General features: G+C 62.7%; 14 protein-coding genes. 4 read left to right on the forward strand and 10 right to left on the reverse strand.

Annotated features, from left to right (window positions below; translation table 11 throughout):
* Positions 1-94: 94 nt before the first annotated feature.
* A complete protein-coding gene (locus AF337_RS11150) occupies positions 95-577 on the reverse strand; it encodes an anthrone oxygenase family protein (RefSeq protein WP_049732227.1) in 483 nt (160 codons plus the stop codon).
* 100 nt (positions 578-677) lie between these two features.
* Here AF337_RS11150 and AF337_RS11155 point away from each other — a divergent pair, with 100 nt between their 5' ends.
* The 3 genes from AF337_RS11155 to AF337_RS11165 all read left to right on the forward strand — a co-directional run bounded on the left by AF337_RS11155 (position 678) and on the right by AF337_RS11165 (position 3,079).
* Positions 678-1,328, forward strand: a complete 651-nt coding sequence (locus AF337_RS11155) for a TetR/AcrR family transcriptional regulator (RefSeq protein ID WP_049732228.1) — start codon at positions 678-680, stop codon at positions 1,326-1,328.
* A gap of 72 nt (positions 1,329-1,400) precedes the next feature.
* Positions 1,401-2,090 carry an orotate phosphoribosyltransferase gene (locus AF337_RS11160; protein ID WP_049732229.1) on the forward strand — a complete coding sequence of 230 codons (690 nt, stop codon included), beginning with the start codon at positions 1,401-1,403 and terminating at the stop codon, positions 2,088-2,090.
* Positions 2,091-2,152: 62 nt separating this feature from the next.
* On the forward strand, positions 2,153-3,079 hold the full coding sequence (locus tag AF337_RS11165; protein WP_049732230.1) for a carbohydrate kinase family protein: 927 nt from the start codon (positions 2,153-2,155) through the stop codon (positions 3,077-3,079).
* 263 nt (positions 3,080-3,342) lie between these two features.
* On the opposite strand, the gene otsA is transcribed toward AF337_RS11165, so the two are convergent.
* From otsA to AF337_RS11180, 3 genes are all read right to left on the reverse strand, one after another.
* Positions 3,343-4,749: an alpha,alpha-trehalose-phosphate synthase (UDP-forming) gene (otsA, locus tag AF337_RS11170; RefSeq protein ID WP_049732231.1), complete on the reverse strand. Its 1,407-nt coding sequence runs from the start codon at positions 4,747-4,749 to the stop codon at positions 3,343-3,345.
* Between the two features lie 448 nt (positions 4,750-5,197).
* Entirely contained in the window at positions 5,198-6,823 is a 1,626-nt protein-coding gene (gene pgi / locus AF337_RS11175; protein WP_049732232.1) for a glucose-6-phosphate isomerase, read from the reverse strand.
* A 139-nt stretch (positions 6,824-6,962) separates the two neighbouring features.
* The gene (locus AF337_RS11180) at positions 6,963-8,663 is read right to left on the reverse strand and encodes a long-chain fatty acid--CoA ligase (RefSeq protein ID WP_049732233.1); all 1,701 of its coding nucleotides are present in this window, start codon (positions 8,661-8,663) and stop codon (positions 6,963-6,965) included.
* Positions 8,664-8,911: 248 nt separating this feature from the next.
* Here AF337_RS11180 and AF337_RS11185 point away from each other — a divergent pair, with 248 nt between their 5' ends.
* Positions 8,912-9,304 (forward strand): PRC-barrel domain-containing protein, encoded by a 393-nt coding sequence (locus AF337_RS11185; protein WP_049732234.1) that lies wholly within the window; start codon positions 8,912-8,914, stop codon positions 9,302-9,304.
* Between the two features lie 218 nt (positions 9,305-9,522).
* Here AF337_RS11185 and AF337_RS11190 read toward each other — a convergent pair whose 3' ends face one another.
* The 6 genes from AF337_RS11190 to osmF form a co-directional block, all read right to left on the reverse strand.
* Positions 9,523-11,976 carry a glycoside hydrolase family 2 protein gene (locus tag AF337_RS11190; RefSeq protein ID WP_049732235.1) on the reverse strand — a complete coding sequence of 818 codons (2,454 nt, stop codon included), beginning with the start codon at positions 11,974-11,976 and terminating at the stop codon, positions 9,523-9,525.
* Between the two features lie 8 nt (positions 11,977-11,984).
* The gene (locus tag AF337_RS11195) at positions 11,985-12,380 is read right to left on the reverse strand and encodes a VOC family protein (protein ID WP_049732236.1); all 396 of its coding nucleotides are present in this window, start codon (positions 12,378-12,380) and stop codon (positions 11,985-11,987) included.
* 47 nt (positions 12,381-12,427) lie between these two features.
* Positions 12,428-13,177: an ABC transporter permease gene (locus AF337_RS11200; protein WP_049732237.1), complete on the reverse strand. Its 750-nt coding sequence runs from the start codon at positions 13,175-13,177 to the stop codon at positions 12,428-12,430.
* Positions 13,174-14,118, reverse strand: coding sequence for an ABC transporter ATP-binding protein (locus tag AF337_RS11205; protein WP_049732238.1), 945 nt, complete (start codon positions 14,116-14,118; stop codon positions 13,174-13,176). The genes AF337_RS11200 and AF337_RS11205 overlap by 4 nt, the downstream gene beginning before the upstream one ends.
* Positions 14,115-15,281, reverse strand: a complete 1,167-nt coding sequence (locus AF337_RS11210) for an ABC transporter permease (protein ID WP_049732239.1) — start codon at positions 15,279-15,281, stop codon at positions 14,115-14,117. The genes AF337_RS11205 and AF337_RS11210 overlap by 4 nt, the downstream gene beginning before the upstream one ends.
* 87 nt (positions 15,282-15,368) lie before the next feature.
* On the reverse strand, positions 15,369-16,277 hold the full coding sequence (gene osmF / locus AF337_RS11215; protein ID WP_049732240.1) for a glycine betaine ABC transporter substrate-binding protein OsmF: 909 nt from the start codon (positions 16,275-16,277) through the stop codon (positions 15,369-15,371).
* Between the last annotated feature and the right edge of the window lie 80 nt (positions 16,278-16,357).

Here is a 16,357-nt window from a genome sequence, read left to right on the forward strand (position 1 = left end):
CCACCGCAATAGGCAGTACTACGCCAATAGCGGGTAAAGGGAAGTTACAAAGGTGCCGGCAGGCGGATGAGGGGCAGCCACCGGCGTTTGCTTCTCAGAGGATCATCAGCGCCCTGACGAAGGCAACCGAGGCAAGCAGCGAGGCTGCCGTCCGCACATGGTTCCACCACGTCCAGTCCCTGAGATAGGTCGCCCAGAGCGCGGTCGCTTCTGCCCCGCCGCCGCTGACCTTCGCCAGCGCATCATTCATCGGCACGTTGAAGATGATGGTCGAGAGGAAAGAGGCGACGACATAGAGGGCCGCACCCGCCAGCATCAGCGCGGATGCGCCGCCGCGCCAGTTCATCAGCGCCAGCACTGATATGACGATGCAGAGGATTGCCGTCGGCACGAAGAGGGCCATGAACGGCGAGCGGACGATTGTCACGTTGATCGAATTCATTGCGGCGATGCCCTGTTCCGCCGGGATGCGGGAGAAGGCGGTCATGATGAAGGTCGAGAAGGCGAAGAAGATGCCGGCGACGAGGCCGCTGCCGATCGCTGCGGCGACGAGGGAAAGGATGAGGACGATCTGCATGTCGAAGCTCCTTCCGAAGATTTAAAACAAGAGAAACTCTCCCATTTGCAAAATGAGATAAACTCTCTTATTTTCCTTGTCAACCGTCGAAGGAGAGACGATGTCGGATCAGCCGGTCGCATCACGCAGGCGCCAGCAACATACCGGCCAGCCGCGCCGCATTCCCAGCCAGCAGCGCGGCCGCGAACGCTTCGAAAAGATCCTCGCCGTCGCCTCCGAGCTGATCGAAAGCCGCGGCAGCGACGGCTTGAAGATGAGCGAAATCGTCGAAAAGGCCGGTCTTTCCTTCGGCGCGCTCTACCAATATTTCCCCGATAAGAGTTCGATCATCCGGACATTGGCCGAGCGCTTCAACGAGGAGGGCAGGCGCTGCGTCGAGGCGGAGCTGGCTGAGGTGACTGATCCAGCGGCGCTCGCCGGCGCGCTCGCCACTATCGCCGACGAATATTATGCCTTTTTCCGGCGCGAGCCCGTCATGCGCGATATCTGGCATGCGACCCATACCGACAAGCTGCTGCAGCAGGTCGATGCCGAGGATATGGAATTCCATGCTCAGGCATTGCTCGCCGTGCTCGCCCGCCTGTGGCCGGAGCGTGACCGCGGCGAGCTTCTGGCGATCGCCCGGCTGACGATGCAACTGCTTGCCGCCGCCGTGCGCTATGCCGTTTCGCTGGATGCGGAAGCGGGCGATGCGGCGATTGCGCTCTTCAAGAAGATGCAGGGGCCTGATATCGGCCGTCTCTTGCTGTAAGGCTCGCCTTGCGTCTGGAAACGATGGGCTCTTGCTGCTATTGCCGGAGACGCAAAGCTGAAGGAGAGCCGCATGATCCAGACGACATTTCCCGACCGCGCCGTAATGGCCGAACTGGTGGCCAAGATGCTCTGGGAGATCAAGGCGGTGCATTTCAATGCGGCCCAGCCTTACAAACTCGCCTCCGGCATGGCGAGCCCTGTTTATATCGATTGCCGCAAGCTGCTTTCCTTCCCGCGCATCCGCTCGACGGTGATGGATTTCGCCGCCAGCACGCTGCTGCGTGATGCCGGCTTCGAGCAGTTCGACTGCATCGCCGGCGGCGAGACCGCCGGCATCCCCTTCGCCGCCCTGCTTGCCGATCGCCTCGGCCTGCCGATGATCTATGTCCGCAAGCAGCCGAAGGGCCATGGCCGCAATGCCCAGATCGAAGGCCATATGCCGGAAGGGTCGCGCGTGCTGGTGATCGAGGACCTGACGACGGCCGGAACCAGCATGTTCAAGTTCATCGATGCCGTCCGCGCTGCCGGCGGCATCGTCGATCACGGCATCGCGCTGTTTTTCTACGACATCTTCGGTCAGCAGCGCTTTACCGACGGCAAGGTCAGGCTGCATCACATCGCCACCTGGCGCAATATGCTTGCAGTCGCCAAGGCGCAGAAGCTCTTCGACGAGAAGACGCTCGAGGAGGTCGAGGCCTTCCTCGATGCGCCGCTCGCCTGGTCGGGACGGAACGGTGGCGTCAGTGAGCTTTCGCTCTAGCCAGTTGACAAAAGCTCGCTTAATCGGTTGATGAACCTATCAGTGCTGTTGGGAGGAATATGATGATTTTGTGCTGCGGCGAAGCCTTGATCGACATGCTGCCGAGGGACACGACCCTTGGTGAAAAGGGCTTTGCCCCCTATGCCGGCGGCGCGATCTTCAATACCGCGATCGCGCTCGGCCGCCTCGGCATCCCCACCGCCTTCTTCACCGGCATTGCCGACGACATGATGGGCGAAATCCTGCTTGCGACGCTGAAGGCCGCCAATGTCGACTACAGCCCCTGCGCCATCACACAGCGCCCCTCGACGATCGCCTTCGTCAAGCTGGTCAACGGCCAAGCGACCTATGCTTTCTACGACGAGGGCACGGCCGGCCGCATGATCACCGAGGCCGACCTGCCAACCCTCGGCGACGATTGCGAGGCGCTGCATTTCGGCGCGATCAGCCTGATTCCGAGCCCCTGCGGCGAAACCTACGAAGCGCTGCTCGACCGCGAGGCCGAAAAGCGCGTCATCTCGCTCGATCCCAACATCCGCCCCGGCTTCATCAAGGACAAGCCGGCGCACATGGCCCGCATCAAGCGCATGGCGGCCAAATCCGACATCGTCAAATTCTCCGACGAAGACCTCGACTGGTTCGGTCTTGCAGGCGATCACGACGCGCTCGCCGCCCATTGGATCGCCGAGGGCGCCAAGCTCGTCGTCATCACCAAGGGTGCGGAAGGCGCTTCCGGCTATACCAGGGATCGCAAGGTGACGGTGCCGAGCCAGCGCGTCGCGGTCGTCGACACGGTCGGCGCCGGCGATACTTTCGATGCCGGCGTGCTGGCCTCGCTGAAGAGGGATAATCTGCTGACCAAGGCGCAGGTCGCCGCGCTCGACGAACAGGCGGTGCGCAACGCCCTGACGCTCGGCGCCAAAGCCGCCGCCGTCACCGTCTCCCGCGCCGGCGCCAACCCGCCCTGGGCGCATGAGATCGGGCTTTAAGCTTCAGCCAGCGTCGGCCCCTCATCCGCCTGCCGGCACCTTCTCCCCGCGCGCGGGGCGAAGGGACATGCCGCAGCCTCTCCGTCCCTCGTCAACGTCTCGCAGGGCACGTCCCCTCGCCCCGTTTACGGGGAGAGGGTTAGGGTGAGGGGCATTTTTAGCGCTTACTTTGCCAAGCGCCGCAGCCAGCCCTTACGTCCATGGCCCGCCCGTGCGCCTTCGACGGCTCATGCGATGACGATGGATGCCGATCAATCAGGAGACTACCCTTGAGCCCCGCTCCGCTCGGAGCTCGGGGCAGCCACCAAGTCCCGCAGGAAATCTTTGCACCAGAGCGAGACGTCGTGCGAGAGCAGATGTTCCATCATCATGCTCCAGCGGTCGCGGCGCTCCTCCAGCGACATGGCGAGCCCTCGCGCAATCGCATTGGCGGTACCTTCGACGTCATAAGGATTGACCAGCAGCGCGCCCTTCAGCTCTCGTGCGGCGCCGGCAAAGCGTGACAGCACCAAGACACCCGGGCGATCCGGATCCTGGGCGGCGACATATTCCTTGGCGACGAGGTTCATGCCGTCGCGCAATGGTGTGACGAGCCCGATCGTCGCCAGCCGAAAAAGCCCGGCGAGTACGTTGCGGCTGATCGATCGGTTGACATAGCGGATCGGCACCCAGTCGACGGTTCCGATGGAACCGTTGACGCGGCCGGCCTGTTCGGCGACCATCTTCTGCATCTGCTCGTATTCGGGAACTTCCGATCGCGATTTCGGCGTGACCTGCAGAAAGGTCACCTTGTTCTGGTAGGCCGGATTGACGGTGATGAAGTGCTCGAAGGCTTCCAGCCGCTGAATGATGCCCTTCGAATAATCGAGGCGATCGACCCCGATGATCATGTCGCGGCCTTCGATGCTGCGCCGGGTCTTCTGGACCATGACGTTCTCTGCGGCTCTTTCGGCGAATTCGGCGAATCCAGCGGTTTCGATGCCGATCGGATAGGCGCCGGCCTTGAATGTGCGCCCATGCGAATCGAACAATCCGTTGCCGAGGTCGTCGCCAATGCCCTCCCTTCTGAGATAGCCGGCGAAGTTCTGGAGGTCGTAATCGGTCTGGAATCCGACGAGATCGTAATGCGAGAGCCCACGCATGATCTCTTCGTGCACCGGCATGGTGACGAGAATGTCGGCCGGCGGCCAGGGAATGTGCAGAAAGAAGCCGATCCGGTTCTTCAGCCCCATCTGGCGCAGTTCCGCCGCCAGCGGGATGAGGTGATAATCGTGAACCCAGATAATATCATCAGGCGCGATCAACGGCGCCAGCCGGTGCGCAAAGAAGCGGTTGACGCGGAAATAACCGGCCATTTCCTTCCGGCCATATTCGGCGAGATCCAGGCGGTAGTGGCAGATCGGCCAGAGAACGCGGTTTGCAAAGCCGCGATAATATTCCTCGACGTCGGTGTCGGTGAGGTCGGTCAGGGCATAGGTGATATTGCCCTTCTGCTGTAGCGACAGCGCGCCGGGTTCCCTGTCGCCGCTCGATTCTCCCGACCACCCCATCCAGATGCCGCCGCGCTCCTGCAGGGCTGCCTGCAGCGCGACGGCGAGGCCGCCGGCAGCCGCACCGCCATCTCTGTTCGGCACGGGAACACGGTTGGAAACGACGATAAGACGGCTCATGGGGTTCCTTTGCCTTGGAGCGGTTCAGCTTTTCCGCGCCGATCCGGACGAGGGCCTGCTCATAGGCCAATGGGAATAATGGAACGGAGCGTCGTCCCGGGCTTGATGGGCCATGTCTTGGGAGACAGCCGTTGCACAGAATTTGCTTGAATCTAGGGCGATCGCCGCGGATTGAAAGAATTCCTTCTACAATTTTCCATTAGAAGAACGTTTCATCCGCTTCCGCACGGGAGCGTCTGTGCGGGGCCGCGCGCCTGACGCCACCGATGTCGGTTCGACTTTTGCCGCCGTGATGATGATGTTGGCGCCCGTCGCGATGTCGGCCTGTGGATCGCCTGCGCGGGTCACAGCCCGCTGCAGGACTCCTCTCCTGGGCATAGGGCGCCGGAGGACGGGCATAGAGGTTTGCCCGGCCTCTTGATTAAGATGGGGCGGCAGCCTCGAGTACTTACTTCGCCAGCTTCGACAGCGCCGCAACCAACCCTTGCGTCGAGGAGTCATGGCCTGCCGCGCTCTCCTTGCCCTCGACGACAGGCAACAGACCCGTCGCCAGTTCCTTGCCGAGCTCGACGCCCCACTGGTCGAAGGAGTTGATGCGGAAGAGCACGCCCTCGACGAAGACGCGATGTTCGTAAAGCGCGATCAGGCGGCCGAGCGCGTAAGGCGTCAGCTTGTCGTAGACGAAGGTGATCGACGGACGGTTGCCCTGGAAGACGCGGTGCGGGGCGATGAAATCGGCCTTCTTGTCGTCCATGCCCTTGTCGGTCAGCTGCTTCTTGGCTTCTTCGAAGGTGCGGCCCTTCATCAGCGCTTCCGACTGGGCAAGAACGTTCGAGATCAGCAGCTGGTGCTGGTGGCGCAGCTCCGGTTCGAAGGCATTGGCGGCGATCATGAACTCGGCCGGGATGATGCTCGTGCCCTGATGGATCAGCTGGTAGAAGGCGTGCTGGCCGTTGGTGCCGGGCTCGCCCCAGACGACCGGCCCGGAATTGCCCTCGACCGGCGTGCCGTCGATGGTGACGCCCTTGCCGTTCGATTCCATGTCGAGCTGCTGCAGATAGGCGGGAAAACGCGACAGGCGCTGGTCATAGGGCAGGATGGCGCGGGTGGGATAACCCAGCACATTGCGGTGGTAGAAGCCGATCAGGCCGAGCAGCATCGGCAGGTTTTCTGCAATCGGCGCCTTGCGGAAGTGATTGTCGACGGCATGGGCGCCATCGAGGAACTTGCCGAAATTCTCCGGACCCACGGCGATCATCAGCGGCAGGCCGATGGCCGACCAGATCGAGTAGCGGCCGCCGACCCAATCCCAGAAGCCGAACACGCGGGCGCTGTCGATGCCGAAGGCTGAAACCTTGTCGAGCGCCGTCGAGACGGCGGCGAAGTGATGCTGCACGGCCGCTTCACCGAGCGCCTTGGCGATGAATTTACGCGCCGTCTGCGCATTGGTCATCGTCTCCACCGTCGTGAAGGTCTTTGAGGCGACGATGAACAGCGTCGTCTCCGGCTGAACCAGCTTGAGGATATCGGCGATATGGGCGCCGTCGATGTTGGAAACAAAATGCGCCCGCGGGCCGTCATGGAAGGGGGCAAGCGCCAGCGTCGCCATGACAGGGCCGAGATCCGAGCCGCCGATGCCGATATTGACGACATCGGTGATCGCCTTGCCGGTGGCGCCCTTCAGCGCGCCGGAGCGGATCTCGTCGGCGAACTTGCCCATGGCGGCGAGCACAGCGTTGACATCGGGCATCACGTCCTTGCCGTCGACCAGAACCGGCGTGTTGGAGCGGTTGCGCAGGGCGGTGTGCAGCACGGCGCGATCCTCGGTGAAATTGATCGCCTTGCCGGAGAACATCTCCTCGCGCTTCTTCTCGACGCCGCCGTCTTCGGCAAGCTTCACCAGCAGCTTGAGGATGTCGTCATTCACCGCCGTCTTGGAAAAATCCATCAGCAGATCGTCGAGCGAGACCGAGAATCGCGAAAAGCGCTCGGAATCGGCGGCGAAGGCCGCACGGAGATCGGTCGCCTTGGTGGCATCAGCAGTGCTTTTCAGCTGTTCGACGATGGCGTTCATGGGGAGGCTCCTTTGGAGGCGGAAAGGTTGCGGAAACTATTCGCTTTATCGGGGCCAAATCAAGTTCAGCCATTGCTCCAACATGAAAAAAGCCACCCGCGGCAAGCGGATGGCTTTAAATTTCATGAGCTTGTCAAATTCAGCCGCGCAGGTCCTTGCGCAGGATCTTGCCGACGGGGGATTTCGGCAGTTCGGTACGGAATTCGATGAAGCGCGGGCGCTTGTAATTGGTGAGATTGGCGATGCAATGGGCCTTCACCTCGGCTTCCGTCAGCTTCGGATCCTTCCTGACCACGAAGAGTTTGACCGCCTCGCCCGAATGCCCGTCCGGCACGCCGATCGCCGCGGCTTCGAGAATGCCGGCGTGCATGGCGGCGACTTCCTCGATCTCGTTCGGATAGACGTTGAAGCCGGAGACCAGGATCATATCCTTCTTGCGGTCGACGATCTTGGTATAGCCGCGTGCGTCCATGAAACCCATGTCGCCCGAGCGGAAATAGCCGTCGTCGGTCATCACCCGCGCCGTCTCCTCCGGCTTCTGCCAATAGCCGGCCATCACCTGCGGCCCGCGGATGCAGATCTCGCCGACATCGCCCAATGGCAGCGACTTGCCTTGCTCGTCGCGGATATCGAGGTCGGTGGAGGGCATCGGCAGGCCGATCGAGCCGGTGAATTCGGGCGAATCGAAGCGGTTGGCGGTGGCGACGGGCGAGGTCTCGGAAAGCCCGTAGCCCTCGGTCACCGCCGTGCCCGTTATTTTCAGCCAGCGTTCGGCGACCGGGCGCTGCACGGCCATGCCGCCGCCGAGCGACATGATCAGCGGGGAGAAATCGAGCTTGGCGAAATCGGCATTGTTCATCAGCGCATTGAACAGCGTGTTGAGGCCGGGAAAGATATGCACCTCGGACTTGCCGAATTCCTTGACCAGACCGGGAATGTCGCGCGGATTGGCGATCAGGATATTGCGGGCGCCGAGCGACATGCCCATCAGCGAATTCACCGTCAGCGCGAAGATATGGTAGAGCGGCAGGGCGCAGAGGAAATTCAGCACCTCCGGCTGTTTCTTGCGCTCGAAGGCTGACCGCAGCCAGAGCGACAGCTGCAGCTTGTTGGCAAGCAGATTGGCATGCGTCAGCACCGCGCCCTTGGCAACCCCTGTCGTGCCGCCGGTATATTGCAGGAAGGCGACGTCGCCGCCGGTAAGAGCGACCGGCTGCAGGCTTTTCTTCGCCCCTTCGCGCAGCACCTGGCCGAAGCTTTTGTGCTGGGGGATCGACCAGGAGGGGACGAGTTTCTTCACTTTGCGTACGGCGAAATTGACGATCAGCCCCTTCAGCCCCAGCATTTCGCCGAGCGAGGTGACGACGACATGCTTGACGTCGGTCTTGTTGAGCACCTGCTCGACCGTACGGGCGAAATTCTCAAGCACGAAGATCGCCTTGGCGCCGGAATCGCGCAGCTGATGTTCGAGCTCGCGCGGCGTATAGAGCGGATTGACGTTGACGACGACGAGGCCGGCTCTGAGGATGGCGTAGGTCGCGACCGGGTTCTGCAGGACGTTCGGCATCATCACCGCGACGCGGTCACCCTTCTCGAGGCCGGTGCTTTGCAGCCAGGCGGCGACCTTGCGGGTCTGGCTCTCCAGTTCGCGATAGCTCATCGCCTTGCCCATGCTGGAAAAGGCGGTCCGGTCGGCGTAACGGGCACAGGATTTTTCGAGCAGTTCCGCCAGCGAGGCATGTTCCAGCGGCGGAAGCTCGGCCGGAACCATCTCCGGATAGGCGGCAAGCCAGGGTTTCTCGGGCTTGGCTCCGTTCGGATGGACGGAAATGCTGTTCATCGTGTCTCTCTCCCTTGCGGCCGCCGTGCCGACGATCGGTCGGCAAATCGACCGGAAAGACCCTCCATCTTCCAGTCCGGCAGCTTATGCCATTGCTCGAATGGTTCAAGCCGAATTGAAGCTATACTAACCTTGACGTAAACGTCAACATTCGCTGGCCGTGCCATCCCGCCGGAGATGGGAACTTTGAACCCGCCATGACGTTGATCTTCCATACCCAATCCGAGAAAACCAAAAGGAGGTGCACAATGCTGAACCAGGATACCGACGCCAACCGCCGTGACCCGAACGCCAAGAGCACACATTCGCTGATCGCCAGCGACCGCGTCGAAGGCACCCGTGTCTATGGGCCCGATGGCAGACATATCGGCTCGATCGAACGCCTGATCATCGGCAAGCTCGATGGCCGCGTCGCCTATGCCGTGCTGAGCTTCGGCGGCTTCCTGGGCATCGGCCACGACCACTACCCGCTGCCCTGGGAAAAGCTGAACTACGACACCCAGCTGGACGGCTATCGCATCGATCTGACCAAGGAACAGATCGAAGGCGCCCCGAGCTATGCGGACGATGACGACACCTGGTACAACGATAATGGCCGCCGAGTGTATGACTACTACGGCGTGCCGCCCTACTGGATGTAACGTCGTCCGATAGGCGGAACTGGAAGGGCCCCGTGCGATGCGGGGCCTTTTGGTGTGTGCTGTTGTCGGTGGCGCTGCCCCTCACCCTAACCCTCTCCCCGTAAACGGGGCGAGGGGACTCGCCCTGCGCGAGGTTAGTGAGGAATGGAGAGGTCGCGGCATATCCCCCTTCTCCCCGCGCGCGGGGAGAAGGTGCCGGCAGGCGGATGAGGGGCTTTTCAGCAACCCGCAACAAGATCATTGGCCGACCGCAGCACCGTACCGACGACAATGTCTTCAGCCCGAATCATTTTGCCCGTCGTCACCGCAAATACATGGCTCTCGCCCGGCAGCAGCGTCACCAGCATGGTATCCACCACGGCATCCGGATCCAGCCGGTCCGCCATCAGGCAGAGATCCTTGAGAAAGTTCTCGGCCGTCACCGCAACCGCAAACCCGCCATCGATCGCTGTGACATCGATGCTCAGCCGCGGCGGCTGCAGGGCGAGTTCGATATCCTCGACGAAATAGTGAAAAGCCCGCCTGTCGAGCATCTCGATGACGATGACTTCCTCCTTCGGTAAGCCGGGGCTGACGATATCCTCGGGCAGCGGAAACGCCTTGGCTTCGAAGCGGTCGCAGAGCAGGCGCCAGAATTCGAATTCGGCCAGCACGGAGCCGTCGAGATTCAAACGTCTGCCGCTGATCTTCGCCCGCCAGAACAGCGTGCGTTCGTTGACCGCCACTGCCGCAAGCCCCCCATCACGCGGCTGGATTGTCAGCAGCCGTGGATCATAGGCGGCCTTCAGCGCATACCAGAGCGGCTTGCGGCGCCCGGCCGAATCCAGCGCCGCCCAGGAGGTCACCGGCCAGCAATCGTTGAATTGCCAGACCACCGCGCCCTTGCAGATATTTCGATGCGAGCGCATGTGCTCGATGCCGAAACGGATGGCGCGCGCCTGATTGAGCTGGGTGGCGAAGTGCCAGTCGTCCATCGTCTTCGGCTCCGGCAGATGACCGGCGAGGCCGCGGATCAGCTTGTCATTGCCTTGCGTCGCCTTCTGGTGATGGAAGACGCCGTTCGATTGCGGCGTCAGCGGCTGGTCGTGCACGCTTTCTTCGATCGTCGCCCAATTGGCCGGTGCCTGCCAGCCGAATTCGGAGCAGAAGCGCGGGACATAGTCGCGGTAGACCTCGTAGCCGACATCGTTCCAGACGTCCCAGATATGTTTGCAGCCATGCGCATCGGCATTCGGCGCGATCTCCATCGAGCCGGAATAGGGGCTGCCGGGATAATAAGGCCGGTCGGGATCGAGTTCGGCGCAGAGCCTCGGCAGCAGGTCGAGATAATAACCGAGCCCCCAGCTTTCATCGGCCTTGATGACCGGCCGCCAGCCCCATTCGTCGAATCCCCAGATATTCTCGTTGTTGCCGTTCCAAAGGATCAGGCTGGCATGCGGCATCAGCCGCACGACATTGTCGCGCACTTCAGCCTCGACCTCGCTTCGAAGCGGCTCCTCCTCCGGATAGGCGGCGCAGGCAAAGAGGAAATCCTGCCAGACCAGCATGCCCATGCGGTCGCAGGCCTCGTAGAATTCGTCGCACTCGAAGATGCCGCCGCCCCAGACGCGTAGCATGTGGATATTGGCGGCTTTCGCCTCGTCGATCCGTGCCGCGTAGCGCCCCGCCGTCACCCGCGAAGGGAAACAATCGTCGGGAATCCAGTTCGCGCCGGCGATGAACAGCGGCACGTCGTTGATGACGAAGGTGAAGGCCGAACCATGCGCGTCGGCCGAGGTGTCGAGCCTGAGCGAACGGAAACCAAGCGCCCGCTGATAGCTGTCGAGCAGATCGCCGCCAGCATCGTCGACGAGCTCAAGCGTCAGGGGATAGAGCGGCTGGGGGCCGAGATGATGCGGCCACCAGAGTTTTGGCGAGGGCAGGCGAAGCGCGAAGGCGGCCGTGTCTTCTGCGGCGCCGATCGCAACCGTCGTCGTCACCCCGCCGATCGTCGCGACCAGCCGGCACGGCTTCACGTCGCCATGACGCGCCACCTTCGCATGGATCTTCACCAGCCCGTCACCGCCGGCAAGCGTGGCCGACACCCGTGTTTCGGCAAGCCGCGCCCGATCCCAGCTTTCCAGCCTGAGCGGTTTCCAGAGGCCCGCCGTCACCAGCGTCGGCCCCCAGTCCCAGCCGAAATTGCAGGCCATCTTGCGCATCAGATTGCCCGGTCCCGGATAATTGTTGGGCCGGTAGCCGTAATGTTTCTTCATCTCGGCGCCATAGGCGTAAGCCGAGCGGAAGCTGACCGTGAGGTCGTTGGCCCCCACCTTCAGCAGCCCGGAAACATCGAAGCGATAGGTGCGGTGCATGTTGAAGCTGCGGCCGATCTCCTCGCCGTTGAGCGTGATGACCGCGATCGTATCGAGCCCGTCGAAGACCAGTTCCTGCACCTTGCCCTCATCCGGCACGGCCTCGAAGCGGCAGCGATAGGTCCAGTCGGTTTTGCCGATCCAGTCGGTGGTGATCTCGTTGACGTCGATATAGGGATCGGGGATCAGCCGGCTGGCGAGAAGGTCGAGGTGCACGCAGCCCGGCACCGTCGCGGGGATCGCATCCGGCAGGCCGGATCTTCCTGTATCGTTGCAGTGAAGCGTCCAGCCGGAATTGAGCTCGGTCTTTTCGATCATGAAAGGTCCTAGAGAAACCGGCCGTGGCGCTGCAGCACTTCGATCTTGTAGCCGTCGGGATCGGTGACGAAGAAGAACAGGCCGAAGAGTTTGCCATCGCGGTTGAGCTCCACCAGCTGACCCGGCTTCAGCCCCAGCTTCGACAGCCGTTCACGCTCGACGGTCACCTCCTCGACGGAGACGGCGAGATGGCCGTAGGCGTTGCCGAGATCGTAAGGTTCGGTCCGGCCCTTGTTTACCGTCAGCTCCAATTCGAAGCCGGTCTCGGCACTGCTCAGATAGATCAGCGTGAAGGTTTCGAAATCGACGCGGTCGGCGACCGAAAGGCCGAAGGCCTTGCCGTAGAATGCGACCGAGCGCGCCTCGTCGAGAACGCGGATCATCGAGTGGATCATCTTTGCCAATTCTGCCTCCCATTCTTTCGGTCACAGCAGTCTTGGTAGCGGTCCTTTCACGCCGGGCGCAAGCCGATTCTTCGGGTGATCGCCGCTTCGACAAGTCCCATGGCGTCATAGATCAGCACTGCCATCAGGCCGACGATCAGCCCGCCCTGCAGGATGAAGGCGGTATTGTCGGAGATCAGCCCGGCGATGATCACCTCGCCGAGGCCCTTGGCCGCCACCGTCGAGCCGATCGTCGCCGTGCCGATATTGATGACGGTGGCGACCTTCAGCCCTTCGAGGATCAGCGGCAGGGCGAGCGGCAGCTCGACGCGCAACAGCCGCTGCGTGGCACTCATGCCCATGCCGTCGGCGGCATCGAGCACCTGCGGCGACACCTGTTTGAGGCCGGCGACGGTGTTTTCGAAGATCGGCAGCAGGCCGTAGAGAAACAGCGCAATCAGCGTCGGCATGGCGCCGAAGCCGGTGGCGGGAACGGCGAGCGCCAGCACCGCGACCGGCGGAAAGGTCTGCCCGGCATTGGCAATCGCCCGCGACAGCGGCAGAAAGTCGGCCCCGCTCGGCCGTGTGACGAAGATGCCGCCGACAACGGCGAGCACGGCGCTGCAGACGATCGATCCGATCACCAGCTGCAGATGACCGACCGCCAGCGACGCGAGGCTGTTCTGCGTATAGACGGCGGGCGCATTGTTGCTGGTCAGCGGCGTCAGCAGGAAGGAAAGCCACTCCGTCCTGAACAGCAGGATCAGCAGCAGGGCGAGCGCCGCCAGGCGGAAGAGATTGGCGACGACGAGTTTCATGCCTTGCGGCCCAGTTCGAGCAGCCGCGTCAACGAGATCGATCCCACCGGCGCTTTTTCGCCGTCCTGCACGGTCGCCTCGCCGACCCCCTGCCAGATCATTTCGGCGAGCGCGTCGCGCAGACTGAGCGACTGCGGCAGGGCATAGGTAAGCCCGCTCTTGGCCGGTTCCATGCTCTCCTTCAGCGGCAGCAGCGACATCAGCTTCAGCGCCCGGTCGGAGGTGCCGGTCAGTTGCTGGACGAAGGGGTCGGCGGGCTCGGTGAGGATCTTTTCCGGCGTCGAGCATTGCAGCAGCCGGCCCTCGCTCATGACAGCGATCTGGTTGCCGAGGTGGAAGGCCTCGTCCATGTCATGGGTGACGAGAATGACGGTGGTGCCGAACTGCTTCTGGATCGCCAGCAGGTCGTCCTGCGCCTTGCCGCGAATAACAGGGTCGAGGGCGCCGAAGGGCTCGTCCATCAGCAGCAGTTCCGGTTCGGCCGCCAGCGCCCGGGCGACCCCGACGCGCTGCTGCTGGCCGCCGGAAAGCTGATGCGGATATTTGTCGGCGAAGGTCGCCGGATCGAGATTGAACAGCCCGAGCAGTTCCTCGACGCGCCTGGAAATACGTGTGGAATCCCAATCGAGAAGCTGCGGCACGGTGGCGATATTCTGCGCCACGGTGCGATGCGGGAAAAGACCATGCCCCTGGATGGCGTAACCGATCCGGCGGCGGAGATCGGTCACCTCGACATCCATGACATTCTGCCCGCCGACGAAGATCTCGCCCTCGCTGATCGGCACCAGCCGGTTGATCATCCGCATCAGCGTTGATTTGCCGGAGCCCGACGTGCCGACGATGACGGTGATCGAACCTTTTTCGACCTGCATCGAGACATTGTCGACGACGGTGGCAGCGCCATAGCGTTTGGTGACGTTGCTGATCTCGATCATGCTCATGCGGCGGATCCCCGGATGCTGTCGATGACCGCATCGAGGATGACGGCCGATGAGAAGGCGAAGAAGACGGTCGGCACGGCGCCGAGCAGGACGAGGTCCATGGCCGTCTGGCCGAGCCCCTGGAAGATGAAGATGCCGAAACCGCCGCCGCCGATCAAAGCGGCGATCGTCACCATGCCGATCGCCTGCACCAGCACGATGCGGATGCCGGTGAGAATGACGGGAAAGGCGAGCGGCATGTCGATGCCGACAAGGATCTGCCGGCGCGTCAGCCCCATGCCGGCCGCCGCGTCCCGCACCGAGGGATCGACGCCCTGCAGGCCGACGACGGTGTTGGCGACGATCGGCAGCAGCGAATAGAGCACCAGCGCAATCAGGGCCGGCGCCGTGCCGATGCCGCGAATGCCGATCGCTGATGCCAGCGGCACATGGGTGGCGAGATAACCGAGCGGCAGCATCAAGAGGCCGAAGAGCGCCAGGCTCGGGATCGTCTGGATCAGGCTCAAGCCCTGCAGCACGATCGCTCGTAGCCGTGGCACCCAGAAGCAGAGGACGCCGAGCGGCAGGCCAAGGATAATGGCGATGGCGAGCGAGCCGAAGGCCAGCAGCAGATGCGAAATCGCTTCCGTCTCGAATTGCGGCGCCCGCGTCGAGAACTCCTTCATGATCGACAGGCTGTCGAGCAGGCCGGAGGAGAGCGAGATGAAGAGCAGCGCCGTATAGGCGGCAAGGGCTGCGACCCGCATCCACGGCGCCAGCCGGATCTTCACCAGCGCATCCGAGATGACGAGCCCGATCACCGCAAACAGCACCCAGAAACCGCCGCCCGGCGTCATGCGCGCCACGGTGCTGCCGGGCGGCGTCGCCGCCGTCGAGGTAAGGCCGATCGCAACGACCAGCGCCGCGAGGCAGAGTGTGGCGATGACAAGCCGCGCCATTGCGTTGCGGAGAAATAGCGCGGCGAAGGCGGTCAGAATGAGAAGCACGGTCAGGGTGACGACGGAGGGCTGGGGAAGAAGCTGCGTCAGCAGCATCGGCTTGCCGGCGGCAATGCGGTTCGCCTTGACGTAGATGAAGGGCATCAGTGCCGTCGCCGCGATGCCGCCCGCCACCAGAACCACGCCGAGCCGGTCCAGCCTGCGGACCGCTGAGGTTTCTTCCATCAAATCAACCCTGTCTGACCAGTCCCGTCCGGCCAACCCTATCAGCAAAGGGAGGCTCCGCCCGCAATCGGGCGGAGCGAGCGATGATTACTTCAGGAAGCCTTTTTCCTTGAGATAGGCTTCGGCGACGGACTTTGCCGGCTCGCCGTCGACCTGGATCTTGGCGTTGAGCTTGCGCAGTTCGTCGGCGGTCAGGCTCTTGAAGATCGGCGAAAGCACTTCCTCGATCTTCGGATTGGCCTTCAGCACCTCTTCGCGGATGATCGGCGTCGGCGCATAGACCTGCTGCACGTTCTTGTCGTCTTCGAGAACGGTCAGCTCGGCCGCTTCGATCGCACCATCCGTGCCGTAGACCATGGCGGTGTTGACGCCGTTCGTCTGGTCGGCGGCCGCCTTGATCGTCGCCGCCGTGTCGCCGCCGGAGAGCACCACCATCTGGTCGGGCTTCAGCTGGAAACCGTAGGTGGTCTGGAAGGCGGGAAGCGCGCCGGCCGAATTGACGAATTCGGAAGACGCCGCAAGCTTGGCGGCACCGCCGCCGGCAATCCATTTGCCGAAGTCTGTGAGGCTCTTCAGCTTGTTCGGCTCAGCGACGTCGTTGCGCACGGCGAGCGCCCAGGTGTTATTGGCCGGCGACGGCGTCAGCCAGACGATCTTGTTGGCGTCGTAATCGAGCTTCTTCGCCAGCTCATAACCCTGGTCGATGTTCTTCCAGGCCGCGTCGTCGGCCTTGTTGAAGAAGAAGCCGGCATTGCCGGTATACTCAGGATAGATGTCGATTTCGCCAGCGGTGATCGCCTTGCGCACAACAGGTGTGGCGCCGAGCGCGATGCGGTCCTGTGTCTTGATGCCGTTGGCTTCGAGCGCGAGCGCGATGACATTGCCGAGCAGCGTGCCCTCAGTGTCGATCTTCGACGAGACGACGACATCCGCGGCATGGGCCGCACCCGCCGCGAAGGCGGAGAGCGAGACGGCGAGTGCGAGTTTCTTCAGCATGGAATATCCCCTTCGTTGACACCGTTGAATATGGCGCAAACCTCGGCGGGAGGCCTGCGCGCGCAGAAAATCCGCCGGCA

Source organism: Rhizobium ecuadorense, assembly GCF_001187535.1.
In the GTDB taxonomy this organism is placed as follows: Bacteria; Pseudomonadota; Alphaproteobacteria; order Rhizobiales; family Rhizobiaceae; genus Rhizobium; species Rhizobium ecuadorense.